The organism is Aeromonas sp. 2MA4 (assembly GCF_029237305.1).
GTDB lineage: Bacteria > Pseudomonadota > Gammaproteobacteria > Enterobacterales > Aeromonadaceae > Aeromonas > Aeromonas salmonicida.
The window spans coordinates 117,575-131,396 of the sequence record NZ_JAACFY010000003.1; the positions used below are offsets into that span (position 1 = coordinate 117,575).

12 protein-coding genes are annotated in these 13,822 nt (G+C 58.4%); 10 read left to right on the forward strand and 2 right to left on the reverse strand.

Annotation, left to right across the window (positions count from 1 at the left end; all coding sequences use genetic code 11):
- Positions 1-132 precede the first annotated feature (132 nt).
- The 10 genes from hinT (at position 133) to GWQ31_RS04635 (ending at position 10,564) form a co-directional block, all read left to right on the forward strand.
- Positions 133-483, forward strand: coding sequence for a purine nucleoside phosphoramidase (hinT, locus tag GWQ31_RS04590; protein WP_271774739.1), 351 nt, complete (start codon positions 133-135; stop codon positions 481-483).
- Positions 483-1,907 (forward strand): hypothetical protein, encoded by a 1,425-nt coding sequence (locus GWQ31_RS04595; RefSeq protein WP_275908755.1) that lies wholly within the window; start codon positions 483-485, stop codon positions 1,905-1,907. The genes hinT and GWQ31_RS04595 overlap by 1 nt, the downstream gene beginning before the upstream one ends.
- Positions 1,908-1,981: 74 nt before the next feature.
- Positions 1,982-2,380: a YcfL family protein gene (locus GWQ31_RS04600; RefSeq protein ID WP_275908756.1), complete on the forward strand. Its 399-nt coding sequence runs from the start codon at positions 1,982-1,984 to the stop codon at positions 2,378-2,380.
- Complete coding sequence (lpoB, locus tag GWQ31_RS04605; RefSeq protein ID WP_005314873.1) at positions 2,380-2,976, forward strand: penicillin-binding protein activator LpoB; 597 nt, start codon at positions 2,380-2,382, stop codon at positions 2,974-2,976. Before GWQ31_RS04600 ends, lpoB begins: the two co-directional genes overlap by 1 nt.
- Positions 2,966-3,799 carry a phosphotransferase gene (locus GWQ31_RS04610; RefSeq protein WP_275908757.1) on the forward strand — a complete coding sequence of 278 codons (834 nt, stop codon included), beginning with the start codon at positions 2,966-2,968 and terminating at the stop codon, positions 3,797-3,799. The genes lpoB and GWQ31_RS04610 overlap by 11 nt, the downstream gene beginning before the upstream one ends.
- Before the next feature lie 3 nt (positions 3,800-3,802).
- Positions 3,803-4,660, forward strand: a complete 858-nt coding sequence (locus GWQ31_RS04615) for a DUF6279 family lipoprotein (protein WP_275908758.1) — start codon at positions 3,803-3,805, stop codon at positions 4,658-4,660.
- 110 nt (positions 4,661-4,770) lie between these two features.
- Positions 4,771-5,244: a hypothetical protein gene (locus GWQ31_RS04620; protein ID WP_275908759.1), complete on the forward strand. Its 474-nt coding sequence runs from the start codon at positions 4,771-4,773 to the stop codon at positions 5,242-5,244.
- A 158-nt stretch (positions 5,245-5,402) separates the two neighbouring features.
- Entirely contained in the window at positions 5,403-7,205 is a 1,803-nt protein-coding gene (gene secD / locus GWQ31_RS04625; protein WP_046400730.1) for a protein translocase subunit SecD, read from the forward strand.
- 115 nt (positions 7,206-7,320) lie between these two features.
- Positions 7,321-8,235, forward strand: a complete 915-nt coding sequence (gene secF, locus GWQ31_RS04630; protein ID WP_275908760.1) for a protein translocase subunit SecF — start codon at positions 7,321-7,323, stop codon at positions 8,233-8,235.
- A gap of 436 nt (positions 8,236-8,671) precedes the next feature.
- Positions 8,672-10,564, forward strand: a complete 1,893-nt coding sequence (locus GWQ31_RS04635; protein WP_275908761.1) for a M6 family metalloprotease domain-containing protein — start codon at positions 8,672-8,674, stop codon at positions 10,562-10,564.
- 197 nt (positions 10,565-10,761) lie between these two features.
- On the opposite strand, the gene nuoN is transcribed toward GWQ31_RS04635, so the two are convergent.
- Complete coding sequence (gene nuoN / locus GWQ31_RS04640) at positions 10,762-12,225, reverse strand: NADH-quinone oxidoreductase subunit NuoN (protein ID WP_111588703.1); 1,464 nt, start codon at positions 12,223-12,225, stop codon at positions 10,762-10,764.
- A 58-nt stretch (positions 12,226-12,283) separates the two neighbouring features.
- A complete protein-coding gene (nuoM, locus tag GWQ31_RS04645) occupies positions 12,284-13,804 on the reverse strand; it encodes an NADH-quinone oxidoreductase subunit M (protein WP_021140917.1) in 1,521 nt (506 codons plus the stop codon).
- Positions 13,805-13,822 lie beyond the last annotated feature (18 nt).

Consider the following 13,822-nt stretch of genomic DNA (forward strand, 5'->3'; position numbering starts at 1 on the left):
AATAACTGAAGAGAATGGGACAACGGCTGTGTCAAATATCGGCTTGTGTCACACTTGACCGGCCCTGACGGCAACTTTGGGAGCCGCTTGAGGTGGGTTTAGAATTTTCTTTTTCATATAAGGGAGTTATCCATGGCGCAAGAAACCATTTTCAGCAAAATCATCCGTAAAGAGATCCCCGCCGACATCCTTTATCAAGACGATTTGGTGACCGCATTCCGGGACATTCAACCCAAGGCCAAGACCCATATCCTGATAGTGCCGAACGTGCTGATCCCCACCGTCAACGATGTAGAGCCCGAGCATGAGCTGGCCCTTGGCCGCATGTTCACGGTGGCACGCAAGCTGGCCGCCGATGCCGGTATCGCCGAGGATGGCTATCGCCTCATCATGAACTGCAACCGCCACGGCGGGCAGGAGGTCTACCACATCCATATGCATCTGGTGGGTGGTCAATCCCTGGGGCCGCTGCTCTGCCGGTGATGAGTCCGTTTCCCCGTCTGGCCGGTCTGTTGCTGGCCAGTACCCTGCTGGGGGGCTGCGCCTCCCAGTGGCAGGATATGTTCGTCTCCTATTCCGATCAGATGGTGCCCCTGCGCAACCAGCTGCTGCTGGGACACGCCGCCGAGGCCCTGCCCGAGGTGCGTGAATCCACCCTGGGTGATGACACCTATGTGCTGGACCGGCTGGAGCAGGGGCGCATCGCCTGGCTGGCCGGGCAGGATGCGGGCAGCAAGCAGGCCTTTGCCGCCGCCGACAGCCGCCTCGAGTGGGAAGACAATCAGGCCGAGTATCGGCTGAGCCAGGGCCTGAGTCAGGCGGGCAGCCTGCTTACCAACGATCAGAGCATGGCCTACCTGACGCCGGATTATGAGCGCACCATGCTGCATCACTATCTGGCGCTTAATTACCTGCAACGGGGGGATGCCGACGGCGCGCTGGTGGAGGTACGCCGTGCCAACCAGGTGCAGGAGCGGGCCTTCAAGGCGCGAGCGGGGGAGGTAAGCAAGGCCCGGGAAAAAGGCGCCGAAGCCAGCACAGAGCGCAATATGCGCCAGCTCATGTCGCGCGGGGCACCGGACCTGGATCGGCTGATCGGCAAGGTGAAAAACGGTTTTCAGAACGCCTACACCTTCTATTTCTCCGGCGTGCTCTATGAGGCGGCCGGGGATCTCAACGACGCCTGGGTCGACTATCAGCGGGGTTACCAGATAGCGCCGGACAACCAGAGCCTGCAGGACGCCTTGCTGCGTCTGGCACGGCTGCGTGGCTCGCCGGATGAGCTGAAAGAGACCGAGAAAAAGGTGGGCCGCAAAGCGCCGCTGCTTGCCAAGGATCAGGGTCAGCTGGTGGTGTTGTTTGAAGATGGGCTGATCCCGGCGCGGCGGGAGCTGTTCCTGCCGCTGCCCATTTCTACCTCCAGCGGTGATTTTCGTACCTTTACCGTGGCCGTCCCCTATTACGACAATAGAGCCAGTCAGACTGGTCCCCTTGTGGTCTCGGTTGGCAAGCGAATCGAGCAGACCAGCGAGCTGGTGCGATTGGAAGCGCTGGCCGCCAAGGATCTGCAGGAGCGACTGCCGGGCATGCTGACCCGTCAGGCGCTGCGGCTGGTGGCCAAGGAGCAGTTGAGGCGCACAGCCGCCAAGGAGGGAGGTGATGTGGGCAATATTCTGGTGGGCATCTTCAACACCCTTTCTGAGCGGGCCGATACCCGCAGCTGGCTGACGCTGCCTGCTCAGGCATCCAGCTGGCAGGGCATGCTGCCGGCAGGCGAGGTGCAACTCACTCTGGGGGCGGGGAGTGCCATGCGCCAGTTGCCGCTCACCATACATGGCGGACGCACCACCCTGGTGTGGGTGCAACGGCTCGGCGCTGGCCTGACTACCCGGGTGATGCCGCTCTAGGTACGCACTCAAACGACAATGACACCCATGACTGATCGGTTGGGCCCCTGTGGCCGCCGGCTAAGGAGATCAAGATGAAAGCATACGGGTTGGCCCTGGGGTTGGTTATGCTGCTGGCAGGCTGCGCTACCAATACGTCCGGCGTGGCGCTCTATGGCGCAGCGGGCGTGGCACCTGTGCAGGAGCAGCATCAGAACGTCAATGTGACCCTGACCGAGCTGAGCCGGCGCGAGCAAAACGGCCTGCTGCAGGTCAATGTGGCCGCTGCCAGTACCCAGCGTGGCGACAACAAGCTGCAATATATGTTCTATTGGTATGATGAGGCGGGGCAGGAAGTGGCCAGTGATGGTCGCGGCTGGACACCCATCAAGCTCCACGGCTATCAGAGCCGCACCCTGTCTGCTCTGGCGCCGAGCCCGGCCGCTCAGGGATACCGGATTTATGTACGCGAAGTGATTGAGGAATCCAACTGATGAAAATGAATCATGCCCTGCTGATATTGAGCGGCGCCCTGCTGCTTGGCGGCTGTTCCAGTACCACCGTCAGCTATGGCGACCCCACCGAAACCGAGACGGTGACCGTGGATTACGGCTCATCGGATCTGCAGGCCATTGCCGACAAGATGGCGGATTCCATGCTCGCTTCACCGGCGACCAGCGAGATCACTGCAGGTGGTCGTCCCGTTATGTTCATGGACTCCATCCGCAACAAGACCTCGGAGCACATCGATACCGAAGCCATCACGGATACCATCCGCACCAAGTTGCTGCGCGTTGGCAAGTTCCGCTTCGTCGACATGAGCAAGGTGGCCGCGGTCAAGCAGCAGCTTGAATACCAGCAGAGCAGCGGCATGGTGGATCCTGCCTCCATGGTGCGTCTGGGCAAGCAGACCGGTGCCCGCTACATGGTCTATGGCAACCTCAGCAGCATCGTCAAGGACAACGGCAAGGTGAAGGACGTTTACTACCAGATGACCATGAACCTGATGGATCTGCAAAACGGCGAACTGCTGTGGGCCGACCAGAAAGAGATCCGCAAACAGGCGAAGAAATCCACCTTTGGCTGGTGATCTGGCAGAGCTCGAGCTGCTGGCCAGCCTGCCCGTCCCCTGGTGCTCGGGGCGGCTGGAATCCCTGGCCAGTGGCCTGACCAACTGCAACTATCGACTGCGCCTCCCCTCGGGGCGCAGTCATTTTTTGCGGCTTGGTCACCCCGACCCCTATCGGCTTGGCATCGACAGAGCCACAGAGTGGCAGCTCTATCAGGGCGCCATGGCACAAGGGCTGGCGCTGCCCTGCCACCACAGTGAACCCGCCACCGGTTTGATGTTGCTGGACTGGTGCGACGAGCCAAACTGGGCCGAGGCGCCACCCCCCTTGGCCGAGCAGCCCGGTCTGCTGGCTGAGGTGCTGGTGCGACTGCACCGGCTGCCTGTGCCCGCCGTCGTGATGGCGGTGCGGGCTCATGCCGCTGGTTATCGCGGCCGTCTGGCCCGGATCCCTGAGTGGTTGCCTGCGCTGGAGCGTGCGCTGCTTGCCAGCCGCGAGCCTGACGACTGCTGGCTCCCTTGCCATCACGATCTCAATCCGGCTAATTTGTTGGGGTCGCGCCCCTGGGTCATCGACTGGGAGTATGGCGCCGCCGGTCACCCCGGTTTCGAGGTCGCCAGCATACAGCGCACCCACGGCTGGGATGACGAGCGGCGAGCGGCACTGGAACAGCGCTATCTTGAGCGGGCAGGGAGGACGCTGGGAGCAAAGGGCTTTCAGAGTCAGGCCTTCTTGCCCTGGGTCGATTACATTGGCCTGCTGTGGGCCCTGCTGATGGCCGAGCAACAAGCCGAGCCTGATTATCAGGCCCTGATCGACATGAATCGTCAACGTTTGGAGTAGTGCATGATGACCACCTTTTCCTGGCGTCAGCCCCGCAGCTGGAGTCTGTTGTTGCTCTGCCTGCTGCTGGTGGGCTGTTCCACCCGCGTTGTCTATTACTGGCTGGACGTGGCCATCGTCTGGCAGCTGGATGATTACTTCTCGCTGGATTCTAGCCAGAAGCGCTTGCTGGATCATGAGGTAAAAGGGCTGATGGCCTGGCACCGTCAGCACGAGGTGCCCCGTTATGCCAATGATCTCGATGCCCTGGCCAAGGCGGTCGCGAGCCCCATGAGCCCGGCGCAGGTTTCCCGCCATCTGGATGCGGCCCAGCAGAGCCTGACTCGTACCCTGGAGAACACGGTTCCCCGTGCCGTTCGGCTGGCCCGCACCCTGACCGAAGACCAGGTGGCCATGTTCATGAAGGACAGGCTTACCCGTCAGGCCGAGCGGGAGCAGGACTTTGCCCGCAAGCCCAAGGCCGAGATGCTCAAGGAGTTCACCGACAAGATGAACGAGCGACTGGTGTTCTGGATTGGCGAAGTGAAACCGGCGCAGGCGCCTTTGGTGGCGCAGTGGGTGGAGTGGCAGTATGAGCTGCAAGCCCCCTGGCTGGAGTTCCAGACCGCCTGGACCAAGGAGCTGGCCCGGTTGATGAAGCAGCGCCAGAGCCCGGACTTCGGTGCCCAGCTCACCGCCCTGTTGCAGCAGGGGGATGGGCTCATGGATGGCCGTTTCACCGGCTACACGGATCAATCCCGCCAGCGTACCGTCAACTGGCTGAGCGCCTTGAGCCAGTCGCTGGATATCTCCCAGCGCGCCCATCTTTACTCCCTGCTCAAGGACTATGCCCGGGACTTTAGAAAGATGTCCGAGGGGTAAGCGCAGGGGGGCATTGCAAGGTCAGCGCGGCGAGGTGATGCGCCTTGCCGCCTTGTCCTTGGCGGGCCTCTGTGGTAGTTTGCCCTTTCTATAATTTGGGAATTAACTTTTTGAGCCTGCTGGACAAAGTGAAACTGGCGCTGATGACACTGCTCATCTCGCTCACTCTGTTGCTCTCTACCGTCTCGGTGGAGGGGCTCGAGGTATCCGCTCATCCGTCTGCCAGCCAGCACGCTCAAGTGATGAATGATGCCGGCACAGGCGAGCCGTCAGACAGCTCGCGGGCGCTCCACAGTGCCAGTGACAGCGATGACGGCATCGTCAAGTTTGTCGGATCCCACCAGAATCACCTGTTGCGTCTCGAGCACTCCCTGCGCAGCGATAGTCAGCCCGGCCGCGTTGTTTACGAGCTGATCATGAGCTGGTCGCAGCAGGCGATCCTGTTGCTGCTGTGCGGCCTGCTGTTCTACGCCGTCCTCTACTCCCCCAAAAACAGTTTCCGCGACCGCTTTGCCACCATTCATCGGCACAGGTTGCAACGCCAACACCTGCAATATCGCTTCTCCCAGAGCTACCTCGCCTGATCCCGATGGGGTCCGGTCTTACTGCACAGCCTCATCGCCTCCCGTAAAGCCTGCTCACCGCGCGTGAACAGGCTCACTGTCTCATTTGTATTTTCTTGCGTGCCGTTCACCTTTTTGGTGTGCGTGCCCGCCGCCTTCTCCTGACAGAGGCTTTTGCCATGAGAAAAAAGAGTCGTATCACCCTGAACCGCATGAGCAAGTGGCAGTACGCCCTGCTGCTGCTCATGCTGTTCACTTTCGCGTTTTACTCCCTGCCTACCTTCTTCGGTGAGCAACCCTCACTGGGCCTGCACGGCCAGACCAGCCTGACCGAAGCGCAGCGCACCCTGCTGGCCGACAACCAGATAGCGCCGGTCAAACAGGTACAACAAAAAGAGCGGGTCGAACTGGTGTTCAGCAGCCAGTCTGAACAGCAAAGGGCCAAGCAGCTGCTGGAGCAGCAAGGCTATGACAGCGCCGCCCTGACCCTGGAGTTCTATTCCAATGCCCCGACCTGGATCAGCCAGCTCGGCGCGGCTCCCATCAAGCTCGGGCTGGACTTGCGTGGCGGCTCCCAGCTGCTGATCGGGGTCGATCTCAGCTTCGTGGTGGACAACCAGACCAGAAACCTGGTGGACATGCTGCGCAGCCAGTTCCGTGAAGCGCGCCTGCGGGGTGCCAACGTGGCCCGGGTGAGCGAGGGTGAGGTGCGGGTCATACTGCCCGAGGTGGCCGATCAGGCTCCCTGGCTCAACATCATCAAGGATTCTGCCGGTACCCGACAGGATCAGTGGACCCTCAATCGCAGCGGCAACGAGCTGCGACTGGTGATGAGCGAGGCCGAGCGCACCCTCTTGGCCAATAACGCCGTGACCCAGAACCTGTCGATCCTCAAAAAACGGATCAACGAGCTAGGCATCGTCGAAGCCTCGGTCCAGCGTCAGGGCCAAGATGGCATTCGCATCGAGCTGCCAGGGGTCCACAATCCCAAGCAAGCCAAGGAAGTGATAGGCGCCACGGCGTCACTCGCCTTCTATCAGGCCCAGCCGGAGAGCCGCTTCTTCATGGCGGATCGCAACGGTCAGGCGGTCGGCATGGCGCGCAAGCCGGTACTGACCGGTGAGCACATAGTCGATGCGCGGGCAGGTATGGGGGAGATGGGACAACCCCAGGTGAGCATAGTGCTCGACACCCTGGGTGGCAGCAAGATGAACCAGTTCAGCCGCCAGCATGTGGGCAGCGCCATGGCCACCGTCTTCACCGAATACAAGACCAATGCCCAGGGCAAGCTGCGTGCCCAGAGCGAAGTGATCAACGTCGCCACCATACAGACTGCCCTTGGCAACCAGTTCCGCATCACTGGCCTTGCCAGCGTACCCGAAGCCCAGGAACTGGCCATGCTGCTGCGGGCTGGTGCCCTCACAGCGCCGCTGAAGATCCTGGAGGAGCGCTCAATCGGGCCGACCCTGGGGCTGCAAAATATCGAGGCTGGCTTCACCGCGCTGGCGTTCGGTATGGCGGGCATGATGCTGTTCATGATGGCCTGGTATCGCAAGTTTGGCTGGGTTGCCATCACGGCGCTCATCGCCAACCTGCTGATGCAGGTGGGCATGCTGGCCGTGCTGCCGGGAGCCGTACTGACCCTGCCGGGGATCGCCGGTCTGGTGCTCACGGTCGGCATGGCGGTGGATACCCACGTGCTGATCTTTGAGCGGATCAAGGACCGCCTGCGTGAAGGGGGCAGCCTTGCCAATGCCATCGACTTTGGCTATCGCTCGGCGTTTCGCACCATTTTCGATGCCAACATCACCACACTGATCTGTGCCGTTGTGCTCTACTCCATCGGCTCTGGTCCGCTGCAGGGCTTCTCCATCACCCTGATCCTGGGCCTCATCTCCAGCATGGTGACCGGTATCTGGGGTACTCGCGCCATCATCAACCCCTTGTGGGGCAAGAGCAGCGCCAAGCTGCTGAGGGTGTGACCATGATTTGTGCATCCAATCCGAGCCATAGCGCCGCACGGCTGAGCCAACTCAACGTCTGCGCCACGCGCTTCCCAGCGGGAAGCATGAGTCACCTGTTGCCGAGGGTAGAACAATGCTGAGAATGATCGTTGCCATGGGCCTGACCCGCTGGCGTTACATTGGATTATGGATTTCCGTGTTGCTGACAGTGGCGAGCATAGCCGTGCTGGCCATCAACGGCCTGGAGCTCGGGCTCGACTTCACCGGCGGTATCTTGCTGGAGTTTCGTATCCAGACATTGAAAGAGGCCCATGAACTCAACACCCTGTTGAGCGCGCCGCTGGCAGGGGCCATCGAACTGAATGGCGCCGGCATTCCGGGAGAGTGGCTCATCAAGCTGCCGCCTCACGAGCTGCCCTGGCCGGCCGAGGAGCTGGCGGTCATGCTGGGTCAACAGCTGAATGTGCCGGTAGAGCTGCTGCGCACCACCATAGTCGGCCCCCAGGTGGGCGCCGAGCTGTTCCAGCAGGGGATGCTGGCGGTACTGGTGGCCTCACTGGCCATCTCCGCCTACCTGGCGGTACGGTTCGAGTGGCGCCAGGCCATCGGCATCCTGATCTCTGTGCTGCACGATGGTCTGGTGGCAATAGGGCTGCTGGCGCTGTTCCACATCGAGTTTGACCTCAACGTGATCGCCGGCCTGATGGCGGTGATCGGTTACTCGCTCAACGACAGCATCGTCATCTCGGACCGGCTGCGGGACATCTTGAGCTCACGCACCAAACTCTCCATCTACGAGTGCTCGGATGTGGCGATCAAGGCGACCTTCAGCCGCACCATGATCACCTCGGGGACCACCCTCTTTACCGTGGGAGCCCTGCTGCTGTTCGGGGGGGATGCCTTGTTCGGCTTCGCCTTCACGTTGTTTACCGGCGTCCTGGTGGGTACCATCTCTTCCATCACGGTAGCATCGACCGTACAGGAGCTGCTGGGACTCACGCCCCAGGCGTACCAGAAAAAAGAGGAAGAGCTGGCGGAAGCGGCATGACCTGACTCGCCAGCCCTTGCAGGCAAAACGGGTTGTTGGGCAATGTGCTCAGGGGATCCAATCCTTGGCCCGTTTTGTGACAGGTGTGAATAACAAGAGGGAGGCATTGTGCCTCCCTCTTTGTTTATTGGCTGGCGGGTATGACCCAGCGAGCTGGCCTGCTGTTTATCCAGCATTGTGTTCAGGTACAGACATAGGGCATGTGCTGAACGGCACTGCCACCGGCTGGGAGCGTGGCAAAGTCCCGAATAAGTGCAATGTCATGGGAATAGCGGGGCGCTTCTCTGATCTGGGATATAACCACAAAAAATGACATGGTTCTGTTTGAATTCACGTCGGTGAATGGTTACACACATCCCAGTTTGAAAATAAAATTTGATCCCTTGGTGAACTGGATATAAGACTTATTCTGCACGGGTCTCACAAGGAAGATAAAATGAAAAATGGAAGAGCAGTATGGTTAAATATTTTAACCATCATAGGGTCAGTCATGTTCGCTGTTCAAACGGAAGCCGCAGTACCTTACGTCAACTATCACCATACGGTTACGCAGCCGGATGGTTCGACACTTGAGTTGATCCTCAATGGTTCAACTCTTTACGCAGATCAACGAACTAAAGATGGCTATCCGGTTATCTATGACAATACCCTGAAAGGTTACGCTTATGCCAAGCTTTCAGAAAATGAAGAGATGTTTGAGTCGACCGGAATTCTGGTTACCGAATCGAATGGTATTAGCACCAGGTCCATACAGAAGGACACTGATATTCCTCAACATGCCAAGCGTTCTATCGTGCAACGTAACGCCAAGCAATTACAAGTTTTACAATATCAAGCCCAATCACCCAAAATCAGTGGTTTTGCCAATCAATATGCCAATGTAACAGGTAATGTTCGAGGGTTGACCATATTGATTCAATTTCCTGATGAATCCGGCTCCATTCCATCCAGTGAGGTCATCAACTACACCAACCAAATCGGTTACACAGGCCATGGAAATGCACAATCAATCAGGGACTATTTTCGTGCCGTGTCTGGTAATAAATTGGACTATACCAATACTGTGGTTGGATATTATACGGCCAAGAAATATAAGTCCTACTACACAGACCCCACGATAACCTATGGTGCCAGAGCAAGAGAGTTGATCGTCGAAGCGCTGGATTGGCTTGAATACACCGAAGGTTTCGACTTTTCGACCATCTCGAAAGATAGTAACGGCGATATTCGTGGTTTGAATGTGTTCTATTCTGGCAGTACTGGTGGTGGCTGGGCTCAGGGCCTATGGCCTCATCAAGGTGGCTTGAACCGCTGGTGTGCCGATGGGGTCTGTGCATCCAAATACCAGATCTCCAACATGGATAGCAGTTTATCTATCGGGACCTTCATCCACGAGTCAGGACACCTGTTGTTCGGCTGGCCTGATCTTTACGATTACGATGGCAGTTCAGGAGGATCCGCTGGCTCGCACTGCATTATGGGATATGGCGGTGTAACCGGTAACAGACATAAAAAACCAGTTCCACCCAATGGCTACTTTCGCTCACTGAGTGGCTGGGAAACGATCACTGAGCTCAATCCTGCGGTTAATAGCAATGCACCTTCAGGTCTATTGAGTCACCAGGCTAACAGCAACACACTATACCGCTGGTCCAACCCGAATAAAGCCGGTGAAGCTTTTTATATAGAGACAAGAACTCAGACCGGGCAAAATCAGTATATGCCAGGGCAAGGTCTGATTGTATGGCATGTTGATCCTGATGGCTCCAATAATAATGAGTGGTATCCATATGTTCAGATGGAACATGCGGACGGGAATCGTGACCCAGAGAAAAATATTAATCTTGGTGATGCTTATGATATGTATCATGCTTCTGGGAAAGACACGTTTGGTGATACTCAACCCAATGCGCTGTCCAGTCGAGGAACCAACTCACGCTGGTGGAGTGGTGCTGATTCAGGGTTGGAACTGACGAATATTAGCGCTGTCTCAAGTCGAATGACATTCGACATCGGTGGTGATGGTAATTCAAATCAAGAAAATTACTCAGGTTATCTGAGTGGGAAAGGCGTTAGTCATATCATTCCGAATGGCAGCTGGTTTCAATATGATGGTGGAACCCTGTATGGTGTGTTGACCGGTCCCGGCAATGCTGACTTCGATTTGTCACTGGAAAAATGGCAGAACAGTACCTGGATATCTGTGGCAACATCCACCAGCGTCACCTCGAATGAAGCGATTAACTATGTTGCAAGCAGTGGTTATTATCGGTTTAAAGTTTATTCTTATAATGGCGAGGGGAACTATAACTTTACGTTGAAAAAATAGATTCTTGTCATGAATATAAAGGATCTTAATAAACACATGAATAGCATGTGTCGACTAAAATTCTATTCTGAATCTGTTGGCTTCATCTGCTGACAATCACATTAATCCGAAACCAGCCAAGCTGGTTTCGGATTTTTTTCATATCTGGAAGATGGCCAATGGTGCCTGACACAAGGGGCATTGGCTATCAGGGCGGGTTAGCGCAAGACCACGTTCTGCAAGCCCTGCACCAGGCTGATGACCGGTTGGGGATAGATGCCCATGGCCACCACCATGATGGCGGAGAGCAGTACCACCAGCCCGCCCGAGGAGAGGGCCCAGTCGCCCCTGGCGTCACGCATCTGCATGCCGGGTTCGCGCATATAGAGGGTGACCATGACCCTCAGGTAGTAGTAGAGCCCCAGGGCGCTGCCGAGCACTATGGCGCCAGAGAGCCACCACAGCCGGGCTTCGACCGTTACGCCAATAAGATAGAACTTGCCGATAAAGCCCAATGTCATGGGAATACCGGCCAGGGAGAGCATCATCACTGTCAGCACTGCGGTCAGGTAAGGACGGTGCCAGAACAGGCCGCGATAGCTGTGCAGGGAGTCCGCATCCTTGCCGCGATACGGGCTGGACATCATGCTGATGACGCCGAAGGCACCCAGGCTGGTGAACAGGTACATCAACAGGTAGACACCGGCGGCTTCCACCGGTATCTGGCCGAGGCGGCTCGCCACCACCACTGCCAGCAGATAACCAAAATGGGCGATGGAGGAGTACCCCATCATCCGCTTGATGTTGGTTTGCAGCAGCGCCAGCAGGTTGCCGATGACGATGGAGATAACTGCCATGGCCGCCAGCAACCAGTGGATCATGGGATCCGCCGCCGCCGGTACCGCCAGATAGAATCGCAGCAGCACGCAGAACACGGCTATCTTGCTGACGGTGGCGAGGAAAGTGGCCACCGGCGCCGGTGCGCCTTCATAGACGTCGGGTGTCCAGAGGTGGAAGGGAGCGAGCGACAGCTTGAAACCAAAGCCGACCAGCATCAACCCGAGACCGCCCATCAGCAGTGGATGATGGGCCGGGCTCTGTGCCAGGGTCAGCCCCAGATCACTGAAGCTCAGGCTGCCTGCCTGGGCATAGAGCAAGGCCATGCCGAACAGCAGAAAGGCGGTGGCGGCGGCGGAGAGCACCATGTACTTGATGCTGGCTTCCAGCGAATGGCGCTCGCGGTAGGCGTAACCCACCAGACCGAACATGGGCAGGGTCAGCATCTCGATCCCGATGAACAGCGACGCCAGATGACGGGAGCCGGCCAGCACAAGCCCGCCTATGGTAGCGATCACCAGCAGCAGGTAGAACTCTTCCCGGTTGTCCGGATAACCCTTGAGCCAGGAGCGACCGAAGGTACAGGTTGCAAGCGCGCCGACCAGTACCAGTCCCATGTAAAAGATGGCGTAGCCATCGATCTGCAGCAGGGGAGTGATCCCTTGGTCACCCTGTGCCATGACGATGGGCAGTGAGAAGAGCGTCAGGTTCAGGCCCGTGATGGTGACGATGAAGGCGGTGTCGTCACAGCGCCGCCAGGCGATGGCCAGCATCAGGGCCACCATGGTCCCCGTGGTCAGCAGCAGGGGCAAGAGCGCCAGCAGTTGAGAAGCGGTGAAGGTCATTGCAGTGCTCCTGTCGTGTGCAAGAAAGGCAACAGGGTGGGCCGTTGAGAGGAAGGTGTCATTGCAAGGCTCCTGCGGATGGCAGTGCGTACCAGTGCAGCACGCTCATCAGGCTGCTGCCAGCGGTATCGAGAATGGGCTGGGGATAGACACCGAGCAGTACCAGCAGGCCGGCTATGGTCATCATCATCACCAGTTCGCGGCGATCCAGCCCCTTGAGCATGGTGGTCTCTTTGGGCGCACCGAAGCAGGCCCGTTGCAGCATGATGAGGGAGTAGACGGACGCCAGCACCAGCCCGAAGGTGGCGATGACAGTGATGACGGGGGCGACCTGGAAACTGCCGATCAGGATCAGGAACTCGCCGACGAAGTTGCCGGTGCCCGGCATGCCAAGGGAAGCCACCGAGAAGAACAGCATGACGCCGGGCAGGTAACGCAGTCGGCCCCAGAGGCCACCCATCAGGCGCAAATCCCGGGTATGCAGCCGCTCGTAAAGCTGACCACACAGGATGAAGAGGCCAGCGGCAGAGAGTCCGTGAGCAATCATCTGCACCACGGCACCTTGCAATGCCAGTTCGCTGCCTGAGTAGATGGCGATCATCACAAAGCCCATGTGGGAGATGCTGGTGTAGGCCACCAGCCGCTTGATGTCGGTCTGGGCAAAGGCCACCAGGGCGCCGTAGATGATGCCAATGAGACCCAGCGCCATGGCGTAGGGGGCAAATTCGGCAGAGGCCTCCGGAAACAGGGGCAGGGCAAAACGCAGCAGGCCGTAGGCAGCGGTTTTGAGCAAGATGCCTGCCAGGTCAACCGAGCCTGCGGTCGGCGCCTGACTGTGGGCATCCGGCAGCCAACCGTGCAGTGGCACCAGCGGCATCTTGACCGCGAAGGCGATGAAGAAGCCCAGCATCAGCAGCCACTGGACACCCGTGCTCATGGGCGTGTGGAGCAGATCCTCGTAGTTAAAGGTGAAGACGCCGGTGGCGGCATGGTGGGTCAGCACCAGACCCAGGATGGCGACCAGCATGATGAGGCCGCTGACCTGGGTGTAGATGAAGAACTTGGTGGCGGCGTTGATCCGTGACTTGCCATCGGTGACCGAATGGCCCCACAGCGCGATCAGGAAGTACATGGGAACCAGCATCATCTCCCAGAAGAAGAAGAACAGGAACAGGTCCACGGCCATGAAGACACCGAGCACGCCCCCCAGGATCCAGAGCAGGTTGAGGTGGAAGAAGCCGATGCGCTGCACTATCTCCTTCCAGGAACAGAGGATGGCCAGCACCCCGATAAAGCAGGTGAGCATCACCATCAACAGGGAGAGGCCATCCACCGCCAGGTGCAAGGAGATGCCAAAGCGGGGGATCCAGGGCAGTTGCAGCTCGGCGGCCCAGACGGGCACGCCGGTCTGGTTGATCAGGGTGAAGTCACCGCTCCACCAGATGGCGCAGGAGAGCAACAGGCAGGCGCTCATCGACAACAGGGCAACCCAGCGTACGAATTGCTCACCAAGGCGCTCCATCTGCCAACAGAGCAGACCGCCGATGAAAGGAATTAACAAGATCCAGAGTAAGGTCACGATATCAGCTCTCGTTTA

What these genes read in the sequence shown, in the direction of transcription:
- hinT (WP_271774739.1), top strand. Translation starts at nt 133, where the DNA reads ATGGCGCAAGAAACCATTTTCAGCAAAATCATCCGTAAAGAGATCCCC.
- GWQ31_RS04595 (WP_275908755.1), top strand. Translation starts at nt 483, where the DNA reads ATGAGTCCGTTTCCCCGTCTGGCCGGTCTGTTGCTGGCCAGTACCCTG.
- GWQ31_RS04600 (WP_275908756.1), top strand. Translation starts at nt 1,982, where the DNA reads ATGAAAGCATACGGGTTGGCCCTGGGGTTGGTTATGCTGCTGGCAGGC.
- lpoB (WP_005314873.1), top strand. Translation starts at nt 2,380, where the DNA reads ATGAAAATGAATCATGCCCTGCTGATATTGAGCGGCGCCCTGCTGCTT.
- GWQ31_RS04615 (WP_275908758.1), top strand. Translation starts at nt 3,803, where the DNA reads ATGATGACCACCTTTTCCTGGCGTCAGCCCCGCAGCTGGAGTCTGTTG.
- secD (WP_046400730.1), top strand. Translation starts at nt 5,403, where the DNA reads ATGAGAAAAAAGAGTCGTATCACCCTGAACCGCATGAGCAAGTGGCAG.
- secF (WP_275908760.1), top strand. Translation starts at nt 7,321, where the DNA reads ATGCTGAGAATGATCGTTGCCATGGGCCTGACCCGCTGGCGTTACATT.
- GWQ31_RS04635 (WP_275908761.1), top strand. Translation starts at nt 8,672, where the DNA reads ATGAAAAATGGAAGAGCAGTATGGTTAAATATTTTAACCATCATAGGG.
- nuoN (WP_111588703.1), bottom strand. Translation starts at nt 12,225, where the DNA reads ATGACCTTCACCGCTTCTCAACTGCTGGCGCTCTTGCCCCTGCTGCTG.